This window comes from Falsirhodobacter sp. 1013 (assembly GCF_051195255.1).
GTDB lineage: Bacteria > Pseudomonadota > Alphaproteobacteria > Rhodobacterales > Rhodobacteraceae > Falsirhodobacter.
On the sequence record NZ_JBNJLK010000027.1, the window covers coordinates 1 to 17,788 of the forward strand.

At 63.2% G+C, this 17,788-nt stretch carries 7 protein-coding genes and 3 pseudogenes; 5 read left to right on the plus strand and 5 right to left on the minus strand.

The window, feature by feature from the left end:
* Positions 1-118 precede the first annotated feature (118 nt).
* The 3 genes and pseudogenes from ACSHZY_RS18250 to ACSHZY_RS18260 all read right to left on the minus strand — a co-directional run.
* A pseudogene (locus ACSHZY_RS18250) lies at positions 119-686 on the minus strand (IS5 family transposase); the annotation flags it as partial.
* A gap of 97 nt (positions 687-783) precedes the next feature.
* Positions 784-942: pseudogene (locus ACSHZY_RS18255) on the minus strand (integrase core domain-containing protein); the annotation flags it as partial.
* Between the two features lie 323 nt (positions 943-1,265).
* The gene (locus ACSHZY_RS18260; protein WP_435171584.1) at positions 1,266-2,807 is read right to left on the minus strand and encodes an argininosuccinate lyase; all 1,542 of its coding nucleotides are present in this window, start codon (positions 2,805-2,807) and stop codon (positions 1,266-1,268) included.
* A gap of 210 nt (positions 2,808-3,017) precedes the next feature.
* On the opposite strand from ACSHZY_RS18260, the gene ACSHZY_RS18265 reads away from it, so the two are divergent.
* The 4 genes and pseudogenes from ACSHZY_RS18265 (at position 3,018) to ACSHZY_RS18280 (ending at position 5,665) form a co-directional block, all read left to right on the plus strand.
* On the plus strand, positions 3,018-3,992 hold the full coding sequence (locus ACSHZY_RS18265; RefSeq protein WP_435171586.1) for a cation diffusion facilitator family transporter: 975 nt from the start codon (positions 3,018-3,020) through the stop codon (positions 3,990-3,992).
* Positions 3,989-4,300, plus strand: coding sequence for an ArsR/SmtB family transcription factor (locus ACSHZY_RS18270; RefSeq protein WP_435171588.1), 312 nt, complete (start codon positions 3,989-3,991; stop codon positions 4,298-4,300). The genes ACSHZY_RS18265 and ACSHZY_RS18270 overlap by 4 nt, the downstream gene beginning before the upstream one ends.
* A gap of 286 nt (positions 4,301-4,586) precedes the next feature.
* Positions 4,587-5,006 (plus strand): annotated as a pseudogene (locus ACSHZY_RS18275) (transposase); the annotation flags it as partial.
* A gap of 98 nt (positions 5,007-5,104) precedes the next feature.
* Complete coding sequence (locus ACSHZY_RS18280) at positions 5,105-5,665, plus strand: transposase (protein WP_435171595.1); 561 nt, start codon at positions 5,105-5,107, stop codon at positions 5,663-5,665.
* 1,068 nt (positions 5,666-6,733) lie between these two features.
* Here ACSHZY_RS18280 and ACSHZY_RS18285 read toward each other — a convergent pair.
* Positions 6,734-7,837, minus strand: a complete 1,104-nt coding sequence (locus tag ACSHZY_RS18285) for a transglutaminase family protein (RefSeq protein ID WP_435171590.1) — start codon at positions 7,835-7,837, stop codon at positions 6,734-6,736.
* Positions 7,838-8,884: 1,047 nt separating this feature from the next.
* On the opposite strand from ACSHZY_RS18285, the gene ACSHZY_RS18290 reads away from it, so the two are divergent.
* On the plus strand, positions 8,885-17,242 hold the full coding sequence (locus tag ACSHZY_RS18290; protein ID WP_435171592.1) for a GH36-type glycosyl hydrolase domain-containing protein: 8,358 nt from the start codon (positions 8,885-8,887) through the stop codon (positions 17,240-17,242).
* Between the two features lie 268 nt (positions 17,243-17,510).
* Here ACSHZY_RS18290 and ACSHZY_RS18295 read toward each other — a convergent pair.
* Positions 17,511-17,788: transposase (locus tag ACSHZY_RS18295; RefSeq protein ID WP_435171593.1), on the minus strand; the 278-nt coding region annotated here is incomplete at its 5' end.

Below are 17,788 nucleotides of genomic sequence, written 5' to 3' on the forward strand. Positions count from 1 at the left end.
CCGCTGTCCAGAAGTCTTCCTCTCAGCCATCGCCCTCGCCGCAACCGTCCTCTACTGGTTAGGAATCCTGACCCTAGGTGTTCTATCCCGGCAATTGGTGGATCGGGTTCAGGATGAATCGATCCGGCTCTTCTGGCTTTATCCCCCTGTCTTTCAACGCCTTCCTGAACCAGTCGGCACCATAGCCCCTGTCGGCCAGCAGCCACTCCGCCTTTGGCAAGCTGCCCAGCAGGGCTGCCGCGCCTGTGTAGTCGCTGACTTGGCCTGCCGTCATGAAGAACCGGATCGGGGGGCCATCGGCATCGGTGACGGCATGCAGCTTGGTGTTCATGCCGCCCTTCGTGCGGCCGATCAGACGGCCCCTCTGGTCGCCTGGCCCCCCTTTTTCGACCGCAGGCTGGTCGCCGTGCGGTGCGCCTTGAGGTAGGTCGCGTCAATCATAACCGTCTTCGAGACGGCGGCCCCGGCGGCCAGCCCAGCCATCATCCGGGCGAAGACTCCCTTGTCGCTCCACCGCTTCCACCGGTTGTAGAGCGTCTTCGGCGGGCCATATTCCTTCGGTGCATCGCGCCACCGCAAGCCATCGCGGTTGATGAAGATTATCCCGCTCAACACTCGCCGGTCATCGACGCGGGGGTTGCGTTCGCAGGCTCACCTATTGGGAAAAAGGGCTGCAGCCGCGCCATCCGCGCTTCTGTCAGCTAAAAGAGGTTGCTCATCGTTCAGTCTCCTTGAGGAGCCTGAAGCAGGCCGAACGCGCATGATCAATGGGTCCTGACCCTAGGGTGTGAGGCCGCCGAGGGTCTTGAGCCTGCGCGCGAAGTTGTAGGCCGCCATGACGTCGGCGAGGTGGGCGCGGAGCTGGTCATGGCTGTCGTAGTGGAAGCGCTTGACGGCGGCCTCCTTGATCGTGCGGTTCATCCGCTCGACCTGGCGATTTGTCGGGACAACAGTCCCCCGGACTGTGGTCTGATCCTACAAACCCCACCGGTGGGTTTGGTCCGCCTGTGCTCGATCCCGTTGGCCTTGCAGATCATGGCGAAGCGCATCGGGCGGGAGTAGATGGTGCTCCGGTTCCGAGGCTGCTCGGCGAACCGGATGCCGTTATCGGCATGAACCTGATACGGCACGGCCTCGATGAAACCCGACATGCCCTATCTCCCAGAGCCATGCAGAAACTTACCACAAAGCGGAGTTTCCACACAGCTGCGGATCTAAGTGCTGTGACCGGCCGCTGCGGCCACAGCTGTCAAATCAGGAAGTCGTCAATCCAGAAGCTTTGCGAAATCCTCATTCAGCTGTGCCAATGACGTTTCAATGCTCGCTCGTCGGTCGGAGATCCAAGCGTCCTGGTCTGCAAGACGGTCGCGGGCCGCAGCGATCATCCGTTCCATTTCCGCCGGTTGCGGGCCGCCGGAGGTCGCACGGGCGCGGATGATCGCCGCGGGATCCAGCGTGGCGCGGAATGTCGCCTCATTGATAGGCAGATCCTGCGGATAATTCGTTCGCTCGACCGCTTCGGCGTAGATGCGGCGCGCCTCGGAATAGGGGAAGTCCAAGGGTCCAAATCCCTCCTGCCGTGCATGCGTCACGATTTCCGAGGCGAAGTGATGGCCGACCCGGAAGGGCATCCCGTGTTCGCGCATCAGCAGATCGGCCAGTTCCTGCGAGGCGGTCCAGTCGCTGTTCAGTTCCTCCAGCGCCCGTTCGGGGTTGATGTTCAGCGCGCCGAGGATGTCGTCCAGACCCCCCAGAACGTCGGTGGCCGCGTCGATCATGTCGCCGTTGCGCTTGGTGCTCTTGGCGTCGCTCATCCCTGGCGGCAGGTTGTGGGCCTGCAGGGCCGGACCCATGGCGAGCGTCAGTGCCTCCGACGCGTCGCTGCGGGTCGAGTTGAGGATGCCGGGATTGCGCTTCTGCGGCATGGCGCTGGAGACGTAGGTGTTGTCTCCTCCTTCCTGCAGCAGGATCCACGGGCGTGTTTGGCTATACTGCCCCATGACATCCTCGATGAAGCTGCCCGAGTGCAGCGCGATCGAGGTGACGATGGAGGACAGTTCCACCGCCTGATCGACCGGCGCGATCTGGGCCGCGTCATAGGCGTTGTCCACGATGGCAGCAAAGCCGAGATACTCTGCCATCCGCTCCCGGTTCAGCGGCCAACTGGTTCCGTTCAGCACCGTCGTTCCCATGGCCGACCGATCCAGACGGGCATAGGCCTCGCGGATGCGCTGCGCGTCGCGGTCAAGGCCCGCCGCATGGCCCAGAAGATAATGGCCGTAGCTGTTGGGCTGGGCCGCCACTCCGTTGGTGTAGTTCGGGACGATGGTGTCCACGTGCTGCGCCGCGAGGTCCACCATCGTGCGCGACGTGGTGTTGAGCTGGTCGGCCAACGCCAGCAGCCGTTCCCGCAGGATCGCGGTGCGGGCGGTCGACAGCATGTCCTGGCTGGACCGTCCGGCATGAAGCAGGGTGACGTCCTGCCCGCCCGCCTCGATCAGCAGCGGCTCGAACGTGATGACGCTTTGAGGGCGCTTGGCATCGGGCTTGTTGCCGTCTTCCAGCACCTGCACGAGCGCGGCCGCGATGCCGGGCGTCAGGGCGGGATCGAGCAGCCCCTCCTCGCTGTTGATGACGGCACTGGCCTTGTTGATCTCGCCGATCCAGAAGAAGCTGTCTCGCAATTCTGCGGATTGGGCGAGTGCGAAACCGGGCAGGCAAATCGCAAGAATGCCGGCAAGGGCGCTCCGGCTGCATCGGCGCGCGGCCGTTCCTTGCATCCAGGATCGATGGTCGAGATGTGTCATGATATCCTCCCTTGGAAAGGCGCCCGGCAAAGTCTCCTCGCAATGCGGCACCTTGCTCCAACAGTCTGTAGATTTGCGGCGGAGGGCAAGCCTTGGCCCAAGCGGGATAATGTCGGCGTTCGGGTTGGCGGGAAGCATTGCGAAGCGCAACACACAGTTGACTACCGGTATATGAATATATATTGATGTGTTAGTATGCAAGGAAATTCCATGTCACACTCACACCTTGGACATGATCACGGTCACGATCATTCTCATGTCCCAACCGTGAGCGGCGCGAACGAACGCAAGGTGCTGCTGTCCTTCTTCCTGATCTTCGGCTTCATGCTGGTCGAGGTGGTGGGTGGCATCCTGTCGGGGTCTCTCGCGCTTCTGGCGGATGCAGGCCACATGCTGACCGATGCCGCGGCGCTTGCACTGGCCTACGCCGCCTTCCGCTTCGGCCGCCGCGCCGCCGACAGCAAGCGCACCTTCGGATACCTGCGTTTCGAGGTGATCGCGGGTTTTCTGAACGCGCTGACACTGTTCGGCATCGTTGGCTGGATTGTCTATGAGGCGATCGAGCGGTTCCGGCAGCCGGGCGACATTCTTGCCAGTCCGATGATGCTGGTCGCGATAGTAGGACTGCTGATCAACCTCCTCGTCCTCTGGATCATGACACGGGGCGAGACGGAGCATGTGAACATCAAGGGCGCGATCCTGCACGTCATGGGCGATCTGCTCGGATCTGTCGGAGCGATCACTGCCGCGATCGTCATCTACCTGACCGGATGGACTCCGATCGACCCGATCCTGTCCATGGTCGTTGCACTGCTGATCCTGCGCAGCGCGTGGACGCTGATGGCGAAATCAATCCATATCCTGCTTGAAGGCGCGCCCGATAATGCAAAACCTGACGAGATCGAGCGAAAGCTGCTCGCGTCGGTTCCGGATCTTGCCGCGGTCAGTCACATTCATGTCTGGCAGATCACCTCGGGACGGACGATGGCGACGCTCAGCGTCCGCCCTGCCATCGACAGCAAGGCCAAAGCCGTCTCGCGCGAGGTCGAGCACCTGCTGATGTCCGATTTCGGGATAGAGCATTCGACCATTGCCATCGACTGGAACGATGACATTGAGGATCGGTGCAGTCTGCAGCAAATGCCTCATGGGCATGGGCACCGTCACGAAGGACATGCACATTGACCACCGCTGTCCCGGCACTGACCCATGACCAATTGTCACTTGTCTCGGAAGCGTTCAAGCTTCTGGGCGATCCGACACGGCTGCGCATTGTGATCTACTGCCTGGACGGTCCGAAATCCGTGGGCGACATCGCTGGGACGCTGAACCTCTCGCAGACGCTGGTGAGCCATCACCTGCGCTTGCTGCGCAGCGCACGGCTTCTGCGCGCCGAACGGCAATCGCGGCATGTCTACTACCAGATAGCCGATCATCACATCAGCCACATGATCGCGGACCTGACCGAACATGTGATGGAGGAGAACAGCTAGCGGCGGAACCTGAAGGTCCGCTTCACGCTCATAGCCATCACGTTCCCCTGTTCGAAACCGAACCAGACCGTGTGGAAACTCAAACAGGATTCACGGTTTGGGGGACTGTGGTATTGTTGGTCATGGCACATATTTCAGGCGATGACCGGTCCCAGCTTCTGCTCTTGCCGGATTCTGTGGACGACTATGTGGGGTCGGACAAAGTTGTCCGGTTCATCGATGCTTTCGTTGACGGGCTTGATCTAAAGGCTGGCGGGTTCAGGCGAAGACCACCGGCCGGCCGGGATATGATCCAGCCGATCTCTTGAAGCTCTACATCTACGGATACCTGAACCGGGTGCGGTCCAGCCGCCGGTTGAAGGTCGAGACGCGACGCAACCTCGAAGTTATCTGGCTGCTCCGCCGCCTGACGCCAGACTTCAAGACAATCGCCGACTTCCGACGCAACAACAGGACCGCGTTCCGTCAGGTGTTCCGGGAATTCGTCATGCTGTGCCGGGAACTCGACTTGTTCGGACGGGAGTTGATCGCGGTCGACGGCACCCGGATCAAGGCCGTGAACAGCCGGGAGCGGAATCTTACCAAGGCCAAGCTGGCCAAGGCGATCGCGGAGAGCGATGAACGCCTGGCGCGGTATCTCAAGCAACTCGATGAAGCCGACAAGGACGGCGAGGACGCGCCTGAGGGCCGGAGGGCCGGATCGTAGAGAGGCTTCAGGAGAAGATCGCGGTAATCCGGGAGAGGCGTGAACGCCTTGACGCTCATGGCAAAGCTCTTGCGGACAGCGGCGAGGACCAGATCTCGCTGACCGATCCGGACGCACGCGCGATGCACTCCAGCAGCCGCGTCGGGGTCGGTTACAACATCCAGATCGCGGTCGACACCAGGCACAAACTGATTGTGGAGCAGCAGGTCCACAACAAGGTCGGCGACCTGGGCCTGCTGACCCAGACGGCCAGGGCTGCGCGTGAGACCCTCGATGTGGCGCAGATCGCTGTCGTGGCCGACCGGGGATACTTCAAGATTGAGTATATCGAGGCCTGCGAGACGGCAGGCATCGTGCCCTACGTTCCCAAACCGCAGCGCGGATCCGACGTTGCCAAGGAATTTTTTCCCGAGGATCAATTCCACTACGACACCGAGGCGGACATCTACACATGCCCGGGCGGCGCGACGTTGAGCCGCGTGCGCCATCGACCGGTTCGTAACGAGATCCGCGTGTTCGATTATGTCAATGCCACCGCCTGCAGGTCCTGCACCCCCAAGTCGCGCTGCACCACCGCGGCCTACCGCCGATTATGCGTTACGAGAACGAGGCCGTGCTGGACCGGATGGCGAAACGGCTTGCCGCGCGACCCGGGGTGATGGACGGGCGACGCGAGAGCGTCAAGCACCCGTTCGGCTCCGTGAAGCAATGGATGGGCCAGGCCAAGGCGCGTTCCTGATGCGCAGGCTGGAAAGCGTGCGCGCCGAGTTCAGCCTGACGGCCCTCGCCTACAATCTCCGTCGCGCAATCAGCCTGATCGGCATTCCGGCGATGATTGCGGCCGTCAGACGGTAAGAGCTCACCAATTCCACGCAGTATCAGCCAATACTGGACTCAAGAGCCCTCCACAGGACCTCAGGACCAACGATCCAGCCGTGGATATGGCTTCCAAAAATAAAACCTTGGTCCAGCCGAAACCCCTGCACGCCACTAGGCGCCGCCACGTTCTCACACGGTCTGGAACGGTTTTGAATAGGGCAATAAATTGGTTTCAAAGCAAAAAATATCCTTCACGACTGTATAGCCAGAAGTTCATCAACTTACCGACCTGAGATATGAACATGACGGGTATGGTGGATGTCACTTTCGATCTACGTCTCTAGGACAAAGCCTTTCGTAAAGCCTTGTTCACGAAGGCACTCTTGTTGCCGACTGCCTCCAGCCGCTCCGCTACATCGGGATCGATTATGAAGTTCTGACGAACCTTGCGGCCTTCTGGCAGCATGGTCGGTCGGCCACGCCGCGCCTTGGCAAGAACCCGTCGCCCAGCTCGTTCACCTTACGGATTCCGTCAATCAACGTCTTATCCTTGGTCATAGCGTGTCCTTTCCCGGCTGTTGGCTTTGCTGAGGCTGATAACGCGCAATGCGTCGCCGCGAACGCACCATGCGACGACGAGAAGTCGATCATGGACCGGGACCAGACTAACAAATCTCGCCTCGCTATATTTTGACGATCCTCCGCTGTTACATCGGTATCCAATCTGCTTCCGCAACGTTGGAAAAGTCCAATCCTTGTTCCCGTATGGACGCAGGGCACCGCGCCGGGCGCTGACAAAGGCACGCTGCATTGCACCCATGCCTAGGCGCTTCCAATGCCTCTGCGACAGGTGGTGCCGATTCAAAGGTGCTCCGCGCCAATCCTGCCACGGCAGCTAAGCGCCTGATTTAGGAAGAGCGGCCAAGGATGCCGGAACCGATCATGCGGAAAAGGCTTTCGCCTTGCGGCGTCTTCCCTTGGCTGGACAGAAAGGCGTCCACGTCCATCTTGCTGGCTTTCCCACCTGAGCTGGGGGTCGGCTCATGACGGACAATCGCGTGATCCTGATCCTGTATCAGCAGCCACCGGTCGCCGTTGGAGCTTGCGTAGATCTCCGTCGTGGCAGGAGGTTCCTGGCCCCCGCCTCCTGATACGTCACGGCTGCGCACGTCGACCTGGACCTCCATGCGCTCGAAGGCGTCCTTCGGACCGACATAGCTTCCGGACACCGGAACGGTCTGGGCGATGCCGCGGGCCACCGTGGTTGGAATGAGGTTGGCCCCTCCCATCGTGCCGTTGGTCGGATCGAACGCGATCCAGCCGGGGCCCGGCACGAAGATGTCCCCCCACGCATGTGTGGCGCCGGCGCCCACTGTTCCGACGTCGTTCGGCCACAGATATCCGGACACCACGCGAGCGCCGAAGCCAAGCGCGCGGGCCCCCTCGACCAGAAGAACCGCAAGGTCGCGGCAGGACCCCCAACCACGGGACAAGGTGTGTTCCGGTGTCTGCGTGCCCTCGTCGTCACGGCTTTCGTACCGGATCTGGTTATGCACGCCAAGGTTCAGGTCCTTCAGCAGAGACAGCGTGTCCGTCGGCGCGGCCGCGATGAAGCTGCGGGCCCACTGCACCACCTTCGCAGAATCGTCCGGATAGTGTTGATCGGTGAGCGCACCAAGATCCCTCCAATCCTCGTCGGCGTATAGGAAGGGGTAAGACAGGGCCGAGGCGTCAATCTTAAACACCGGCCACGCCGGCGCGCCAAGTTCAACCTGAGCCGTGCTCTCGATGGTCAGCAGATCCGCGTTCTCCACAAATCGGGCCGTGGCGATGTCGTTGCCGAAGACATCCGTGGACCATGTCACCTCAGCCTCGGGGGAAAACGTGACCTGATGGGAAAGAAGCTTCAGGTCCCGGCTTTCCCGTGGCCGAAGCATCAAGCGGTGCGGCAGCAGCTGCACGTAAGTCCGGTACTGATAGGTCGTCCGATGGACGATGCTCAACTTCGGCATCTTCAGCTTCCTTTGCTTCACCGGGCGCTTATCGCCGGCATGAGGGATATGTGCCCTCTCCGTTCTCCCCAAAGCACACGGCGCCTGTTCATGGCCCTTTTACCTTGGATCATCGCCCGCCAGTTAGCACAAGGAACGGCTCCTTCTACGGCGGCAGAGCAAGGGAGGCGGACGGAAGCCTTTTTTTTCTGTGCCCCGAGCGAGCCAAGGCGTGCGCTTTTGCGCTGACAGATCCTTGCGCAGAGCACCTTGGGAAGAGGCGGCATCAACCCTTCATAAGAGTGAGCCATCCAGTATCATCTGGCCGGCCTCATGGAGGACCCCTGATGGGATCCGTCGCCAAAAAATCAGATCATCGACATCGCTGACGTCCGGGTATCGATTGAGCCGCGCTCGATCTTCAACGCCTCCTATGGCTCGCCGGACCGTGACCCTCCAAACCGGCATGGCAAAGTCAAAGCCGTCCCCAAGGCCCACGTGCGAAAAGACCCCCAGAGCAAGAGCGAAAAGATGTGGGGCGACTTGCTGAGATAGGGCGAGTCCTTGACCATCGTACCCTGATCCGGCTCTCCTCGCGTGATTGCGCCAATGCCGGCAGGGCGGCCCTGTAGTCCAAGCCAGTGACGCCGGATCTGCCTTGTGGGACGCCAACGCTTAGGTCATGCACCGCTTTGTCGCCTCATCTTTGTTGCCGGACGCCGGCTCTTGCCGGCTATTCCGGCTCATCCTAGGTCGGAAACTCGCAACCGTTTTGGATGTCTATGGCTGCGCCCGCCGCGTTGCGCAGTCTTGGTCGCCATGGTCGATGGTCGTGGCTTACGGTTCCTGGCCTCGTGGCCGCAGCAGATCTAGCAATAGCTCACCGGGCCGCGCCGGATGATATCGGGCAGGTTCTGCACGTAGGACACAAGATTGACCGCGCCGTTGTAAGCGTCGCCAACTAAGTGGCCGGGCAAGGTACCACTCTAGGTATCATTGATACTTCACGGTGCTGAGCTACCTCAGAAAAGCCGATGTGGCATTCCCTCGATAGATCGGCCCTTTGTGATGCCAGACCGCGCCTTCGCTTCCGTCGAATGCCTGCCGCCGATCCGTCATGACCGTTGGAACGACATTTCCTATCAGGACGCGGGCCAATCCGTGCTGCAGTCTACGGACCTGCACCTGCTCGCCTTTCAACCATTCGCCCTACCAGCCCGGCTGATCGAGAACAGGACCGCGGTTCGGAGGAGCTACCTTGCTCTTCTGGCCGCCGCAGAGGAGAACCGTGTCATCAGCCCTGCGGCCGTGTGGCTGATCGACAACCACCACATCGCCGACGAGACCTTCCGCCACCTGCGTCGTGACCTTCGGCCTGCCGCCTATCACGCATTACCAACGTTGCGGCTGGCGAGTGGCGAGGACGTGCCCCGCATCCTGGCGCTGGTGTGGATCTACGTGGCCAAGGCCAATTCCGACACGACGCTGCCGACCCTGACGAGCATCGTCGAAGGCATGCAGCGCGGCGTTGACCTCACCATTGCCGAAGTCTGGGCCGTACCGGCGCTTCTCCGCTTCGTGCTGCTTGAAAACCTGCGCCGCCTGTCGGACCGCGTGGCGCAAAGCCATCATCTTCGCGGCACGGCGAATGAACTGGCGGACCGTCTGGCGCTCGCGTCCCCCGCCGAGGTTCCCGCACTCTTAGCCCTGTCTTCCCACGCGACCCGGCATGCTGCCTTCGCAGCCCAACTGGCCTACCGCACAAGCGCCATGACCGGGGCGATGGGCCCGGCGCTGGTCTGGTTGGAGGCGCAGCTTCATGCGGCCGGCGAGACGGTGGAGCAGGTTGTTGCAAGCGAACATGTCCGCCAGGCGGCGACAAACGTCACGATGGGAAACATCCTGCGCAGCCTGCGGCTGATCGACGAGGTGGACTGGCTGAGCTGGTTCGAAACGGTCGCCGTCGTGTGCCACACCCTGCGAGAGGCGGAAGATTACGCGCGTCTCGACAAGGACACCCGCAATGTCTACCGCGAGACGATCGAGCGCCTTGCCCGCCGCTCTCCCCTGACAGAGGTGGGAATGGCGAAACTGGCGCTGGATCTGTCGGAAGGGGCCGATCCCGGTCCGTGGCTGCTGGGCGATCGTCTGCCCGAACTGAGACGGGCGGCAGCCTATCGGCCATCTCCGAAAGAACATGTGCAGGCGCTGTGGCGGAGGACTGGCTGGGTCGGGCTTGCCGCGCCGGTGGGCTTGGGGGCGGCCGCAATCGCGGCGCTGATGATCTGGACGTTGACGGCATCCCTCGGCGTGTTGGGGGTGCTCTTCCTTCTGGCTCTGCTGCCCGCGTCAGAGGCGGCCACGGCCCTGCTTCACCGCGCGGTCGGCTGGGCCTTCCCGCCCGCGCGCCTGCCATCTTACGACTTTTCACGCGGCATCCCCGAAAGGGCGCGGACGCTTGTCGTCATTCCCTGTCTTCTCAGCTCTCGGGACGAGATCGACGCGCTGTTGCGCAACATCGAACTGCACTACCTGTCCAATTCTCAAGGCGCCATCGACTTTGCACTATTAAGCGACTGGACCGATTGCGCCGAGCCGCATCGGGCTGACGACGGTCCGCTTCTTGGCCATGCGACCGGTGGGATCGACGCGCTGGCCGCGCGCTATTCCGCGACGGGACGGCGCTTCTTCCTGCTGCATCGGCGTCGCATCCACAACGCCCGCGAAGGTGTCTGGATGGGATGGGAGCGCAAGCGCGGCAAGCTGGTGGAGTTGAACGCCCTGTTGCGCGGTGATCCCGACACCTCGTTCCTGCCATCGGGACCGCGCCCGCCTGCCAGTGTGCGTTTCGTGATGACGTTGGACAGCGACACGCGGCTGCTGCGCGACAGCGTGGCCGCGCTGGCGGGAAAATTGGCTCACCCGGTCAACCGCCCCGTGGCCGACGTGTCAGGCCGGGTCGTCGGGGGGCACGCGATCCTGCAACCTCGCGTTACCCCTTCCCTGACCACGGGGCGGGAGGCATCGCTCTTCCAGCGCATGTTCTCGGCCCATCGCGGGCTGGACCCCTACGTCTTCACCGTGTCGGACACCTATCAGGATTTTGCGGGGGAAGGCAGCTTCACCGGCAAGGGGCTCTACGACATCGATGCGTTCGCGGCAGCGACAGAGGGGCGCATGCCGGAAAACACGGTGCTGTCGCACGATCTTCTGGAAGGGTCCTTCGCCCGCGCGGCGCTTGTGACGGACGTGCAGGTGGTGGAGGATTTCCCCATCGCCTATCACGTCGATGCGGCTCGTCAGCACCGGTGGATGCGCGGCGACTGGCAGTTGCTGCCGTTCATCCTGTCGCCCGGCAACGGGATCGGGGGGCTGGGGCGGTTCAAGATGGTGGACAACCTCCGTCGGGCCTTGCTGCCGGTGACGTGGATTGCCGCGTCGGTGGGCGGATGGCTGACGCTGTCGGCCGGGGACGCGGTCCGCTGGCAAGGCCTGCTGGTGCTGGTGCTTCTTTTGGGTCCGTTGTGCAGCTTCCTGTCGGGGGTGCTGCCGGGGCATCCGTCGGTTCCTGTGACGCGTCATGGTCGAACCCTGATCCTTGAGGCGTTCGAGACCTTCGGAAGTTTCATCCTTCGGTTGGCCTTCCTGCCGCACCAGGCGCTTTTGTCCGTGGATGCCCTGATTCGCAGCCTCTACCGGATGCGGATCAGCCATGAAAACCTGCTGGAATGGCGCAGCAACAGCCAAGTGGTGTCGTCGGTGGGGGTGACCTTTTGGGGCCATGTCCGCATGATGGCGGTGGCCCCGATGCTGGCCTTCGCAACTGTGGCCCTTGTGGCAGTCGTCAATCCACCCGCATTAGAGCTGACGACGCTGTTCGCCCTTATCTGGCTGACCGCCCCTCTGACGGCTTGGGCAACCAGCCGGACCATGGAAACCCAGGACCGTCTGATCCTGCGGCCGGGGGATGCCGCTTCGTTGCGTCGCACCGCCCGCATCACCTGGCGCTTCTTCGAGACCTTCGTGACGCCGGCCACCCACCATCTGCCGCCCGACAACTATCAGGACGATCCGGCGCCCAAGCTGGCCGAGCGGACGTCGCCGTCCAACATCGGCCTGTATATGCTGTCGGTGCTGTCGGCGCGCGATTTCGGCTGGATCAGCCTGACCGACGCGGTCATCCGGATAGAGGACACCCTGTCCACCGTGGAACGGATGGAAAAGCATCGCGGACACCTGTTCAACTGGTATGACACGCGCGACCTGTCGGTGTTGTCACCGCGCTACGTCTCCTCGGTGGACAGCGGCAACCTCGCGGGACATCTTGTGACGCTGGGTTCGGCGTTGCGCGAATGGGCAGCCAGTTCCATTGTGCATGTGCCCAGCAATCCCCAAGGCATCGGCGACGTGCTGGACGTGCTTCGGATGGAGTTCGCAGCCATTCCGGACGACCGCCGCAGCCTGCGTCCCCTGCGCCGCCGGCTGGAGGAAGGGATCGACGGTTTCGCCGCCAGCCACGCCCTTCATCTGTCGCAGCCGCAACTGGCCGCCGTGCATGGGGCCAGCCTGTTGGTGATCGCGGCCGACATCCGTCGCCTGGTGTCGGGTTATGCCGCCGAATGCCGCCATGACAGTGAAATTCTCTGGTGGGCCGAGACTCTGCACGAGACGTGCGAGGCCGCCATCTACGTCCCGGATCCTGCGCAGATGCAGGCCCGTATGTGGGCCTTGGGTGAGCGCGCCCGCGCTTTGGCATTCGGCATGGATTTTGGGTTTCTGAAGGACCCTGAACGCAACCTGCTGTCCATCGGTTACCGAGTGGAAGCCTCGCAGCTGGACGAAAGCTGCTACGACCTTCTGGCCTCCGAAGCGCGGTTGGCGAGCCTGTTCGCGATCGCCAAAGGCGATCTGCCGAACACCCACTGGTTCCGGCTTGGGCGACCGATCGCGGCACTGGGCCCTAGAGGAACGCTTCTGTCCTGGTCGGGATCGATGTTCGAATACCTGATGCCACCGCTGGTCATGAGGGAAACACTGGGCGGTATCCTGCACGCATCCACCGATGGTGCCGTCGGAGAGCAGATCGCCTACGGTCGTGCGCGGGGCGTCCCGTGGGGGATATCCGAGTCGGCCTTCAACGGGCGCGATCTGGACATGAACTACCAATACTATGCATTTGGAGTTCCAGCGTTGGCGCTGAAACGGACCGTATCGGATGATCTGGTGGTCGCGCCCTATGCCTCGTTGCTCGCCAGCCAGTTCCGCCCGCGCGAGGCTGTCCGGAACCTGTCACGGTTGGCGCAGATGGGCGCGCTCGGGCCTTACGGGTTCTATGATGCTGTCGACTTCACGGCCGGCCGCCTGCCGGAAGGCGCGTCTCAGGCCGTCGTGCGCAATGTCATGGCACACCATCAGGGCATGTCTATCGTCGCCGTGGCCAACACGGTGCTGGAAGGCATTCACCGCGACCGGTTCCACAACGATCCGGTGATCGAAGCGGCCGAGCTTCTGCTTCAGGAAAAAGCGCCGCGGGAGATCGTGCCTGTGACCCGTCCGGCCGAAGGACGCAGCCCCGCCGGCCAAGAGGTTGCCTCGGGGGGGGCCGCGCAGACGGTGGTGGCCGAACCGGCCTTAGCGGGCCGCGCGGTGACGCTGCTGTCCAACGGCCGTTACGCCAAGATGGTGACGGCCGCAGGCGCGGGATCCTCGCGCCGCGGCACACATGCCGTCACCCGGTGGCGGCCGGATCCAACGCTCGACCGCGATGGCCTGTTCTTCTTCCTGCGAGACACCGAAAGCCACCACTGGTGGTCCACCACGACCACGCCTCGCCCTGCGCCGGGGGAAAAGGCCACGACCACCCTGTCGGACCACAAGGCCGAATTCTTCAAGACCGCCCACGGGATCGAAAGCGTCCTTGAATGCATCGTCGCCTCCGAGGCGGACGCCGAAGGGCACCGCCTGACCCTGCGCAACCGCTCCGCCCGCACCCGCAGCATCGAGGTGACGTCCTATGGAGAGATCGTACTGGACCTGCCCGCCGCGGATCACGGGCATCCGGCTTTTTCCAAGATGTTCGTGCGCACCACCATCGCGAGCGACTTGTCCATGGTGACGGCGCGGCGGAACGCACGGGGGCAGGAACCCGTGCTGCATCTGGCGCATCTGCTGTGCGGCGGGGGCACCGACCCTCAGGCGGAAACCGATCGTCGCGCCTTCATCGGCCGGGGGCGCCGGCTTGGCAACGCCGTGGCCTTCGATCCGGCGCAACGCCTGTCCGGGGGGGACGGTTTCACCCTTGATCCCGTCTTTGCGCTGCGCCGCACGGTGCGCATCCATCCGGGGGCCGAGGTCACGCTGACCTACTGGACCCTGGTGGCCGAGGACGAAGCTGCCTTGGCCAGCGCCGTGCGCCATTACGCCGATCCTGCCGTCTACGATCATGAAAACCGGCTGGCATGGACACGCTCGCAGGTCCAGCTGCGCCACATCGACAGCACGCTGGAGGAAGCGGCCGTTTTCCGCGCCTATGCCGCGGTCCTGATCTATCCCGACGGCAAGATGGGGATACGCGACCGGGATATCGCCGACGCCGTGGCGCCGCAATCGGCGCTTTGGGGGTTCGGGATCTCGGGCGATTGCCCGATCTTCGTGCTGCGGATCGACACTCCCGCCGATCTTGCCATTGCGCGCGAGGCGATGCGAATGATGCTCTATTTCCGGCATCGCGGCGTGGCGGCGGATCTTGTCATCCTCAACGACCGCGCCTCCAGCTACACCCAGGATCTGCAGAACGCACTTGTGGCTTTGCGCGAAAGTTTCGCGCATTCCGAACACGAGGCCAAGGGCAGGGAGCATGTCTTCGTGCTGCGGCAGGATCAGGTGGAGGTCGGGGCCCTGCGCGGGCTTCTCGCCACCGCACGCGTGGTCCTGCACACCCGGAACGGCACCTTGGGCGAACAGCTGGCACGAATGCAGCCTGAAATCGCGCGTCCACCCCTCCGCCTCAACCTCGCCCCGCCCGTGGCGGCACCCCACGCCACGCCGGCCTTCCCCAAGGAGCGGCTGGCCCATTTCAACGGCTATGGCGGATTTTCCGCCGACGGCCGCGAATACGTCACGCGCCTGCGCCACGGCCAGGCGACGCCGCACCCGTGGATCAACGTCATCGCGCGGGACGGCTTCGGGGGCCACATCTCGGCGGAGGGAGCGGGCTTCACCTGGGCCGCGAATTCGCGCGATTACCAGATCACGCCTTGGTCCAACGATCCCGTCGAAAATCGCATGATGGAGGGGATTGTCCTGCGAGACCGGGACGGCGGACGCCTGTTCACGCCCTTTGCGGGGTTGTCGACCGATCCCGGCGCCATCTTCGAGGCGCGGCACGGCATGGGTTACAGCGGCTTCCGGTCTTGGACCGATGCGCTGGACCTGGACGCCGTGCAGGTGCTGCTGTCGTCAGGTCCAGCCAAGCTGACTCGGCTGCGGGTGACCAACAAAGGCGCGAGGCAGATGGAACTGGAGTGCCTCGGCTATGCAGAGCTGATCCTCGGGAACGACCGCGGACGCACCGCCCCGTCTGTTCGGGTGGAACGGAAGGGCGACGCGCTGATCGCCCGCAACCCGGCGTCGGTCGAGTTCCCGGGCCGTGCCATGGCGCTGGCCTGCAACCGGCCGGTGGCCGATGTGCAGGCGTGCCGACAGGCCGTGTTCGGCAAGGGCGACCTGTCCCGTCCAGACGCGCTGGTCCGCTGGCCCGCCATGGGGGGGACGGACGGTGACCCCTGCGCGGCCCTTCTCGTGCGGCTGACCCTTGCCCCCGGAGAAACGACGGAGCTGGTCTTCGCCCTTGCCGATGCGCCGGAGGCCGATCTCCCGGATGTGCTGGCGAGAGCCATGGCGGCCGGTGCCGTGGAGGAGGCTATGACGGCGGCCGGTGCCGAATGGAAGGGGCTTCTGGACACGCTTCAGGTCAAGACACCCGATCCGAAGCTAGATCTAATGGTCAACACCTGGCTTCCGTATCAGAGCCTCGCCTGTCGGATACGGGCGCGGACGGCCTTCTACCAAGCGTCCGGCGCGTTCGGGTTCCGCGATCAGCTTCAGGACACGTCGGCAATGATCCTTCAGGATCCGGCCCTTTGCCGTCGCCAGATCCTGAACGCCGCAGGGCGGCAATTCCCGGAAGGCGACGTGCAGCACTGGTGGCTGCCTGCCACGGGCGCGGGCGTCCGCACCATGATTTCGGACGATGTGGTCTGGCTGGGTCATATCACCGAACGCTACCTGCGGATGACCGGCGATGCCGCCATTCTGGACGAGCCTGTGTCGTTCCTGAATGGCCCGCATCTTGAACCCGGGCAACATGACGCCTTCTTCGCCCCCGAGTCCGGGGGAGTGGCGAGCCTTTACGAGCATTGTGCCCTTGCGCTGGATCTGGCGGTGGCCCGGACAGGGCGGAACGGTCTGCCGCTGATCCTTGGCGGGGACTGGAACGACGGCATGAATCGCGTCGGAGAGGCGGGCCAAGGCGAAAGCGTGTGGATGGCGTGGTTCCTGGCGGCGACGCTGGACAGCTTTATCCCGTTGGCCAAGGAGCGTGGAGACGTGAAACGTGCCGCCCTTTGGCAGGCGCATCGGGTAAATCTCACCCATGCGGTGGACGCGGCCGGATGGGATGGCGGCTGGTATCGTCGGGGATATTTCGATGATGGCACCCCGCTCGGATCAGCCACGCAGGGCGAATGCCGCATCGATTCCATCGCACAAAGCTGGGCCGCCATTTCGGGTGCAGGGCGTCAGGATCGCGTGGATGTGGCGCTGGACGCTGCGCTGGCGCATCTGCAGGACAGGGAGGCGGGTATCCTGCGTCTCTTCAGCCCACCCTTTGAACAGTCCCCCATGACCCCCGGTTACATCAAGGCCTATCCCCCCGGCGTCCGCGAGAATGGGGGACAATACACGCACGCGGCCGCGTGGATGATCTATGCCCTTGCACGTCGCGACCGGGGGACGGACGCCCATCAGCTCTTCGACCTGCTGAACCCGATAAGCCATTCGGCCACGCCGGAGGCCGCCGAACGTTACCGGGTGGAGCCCTATGTCATGGCCGCCGACATCTACGGCGAGGGCCTCAAGACGGGGCGTGGGGGCTGGACGTGGTACACAGGCTCGGCGGGCTGGATGTATCGCGCGGCCGTGGAGGGCATTCTCGGCATCACGCTGGAAGGGGGCACGAAGGTCCGGGTCACGCCCGCCCTTCCGAGCCATTGGCCCGGCTTCAACGCCATCCTGCGACGGGAGGGGCACGAGCACCACATTGAGGTTTCACGGAAAGATGGCGAGGTCGTGGTCACGCTGGATGGCGAGCTTCCGAACGAACATGGAGCCTTTGTCTTGAAGGTCAGTAAAGCAAAGAGCGCCTGATTGAGGTGCCTGATCATCCTCAGCACATGAATGCCCGCAAGAGACGTGACGTCAGATTGAGCGGCGGCGATCCAGCCGAGCTGCATTGAGAGGAGCTGCTCGAGCGTAAGCGGTGCATAGACCCCATATCGCAATAGAATAAGGGATTTCGGACATTCTGCTCACCCGTCGAAGGAGCAGAAATGGCAAAAACAGACAGCGTCGAGCTGACCACGATCTGGGGGATCCCGGTCAGTTCCACCAACGGTCGGCGCGCTTGGGGGCGCGATCAGATCGCGTCCGCGGCCACATCTCTGTTTTCTACAGCGTCGAACCGGGTGCCGTGGCGTAGGATGCTCCACGCGGTTCGGGCCAATTTGTTGGCCAGCGCAATGGCGGCCTTGTTGTGTGGCATCCGGGCGACGGCATCCGTCAGCCAAGTTCCGAAACTGAACGCGGGCCATCGGTTCGGACGCATCATGATCACCTTCGCCGCCTGGACGAACAGCATCCGCAGGTATCGGCTGCCTCGCTTGGTGACTCGGCCGAGAACCGTGCGTCCACTGG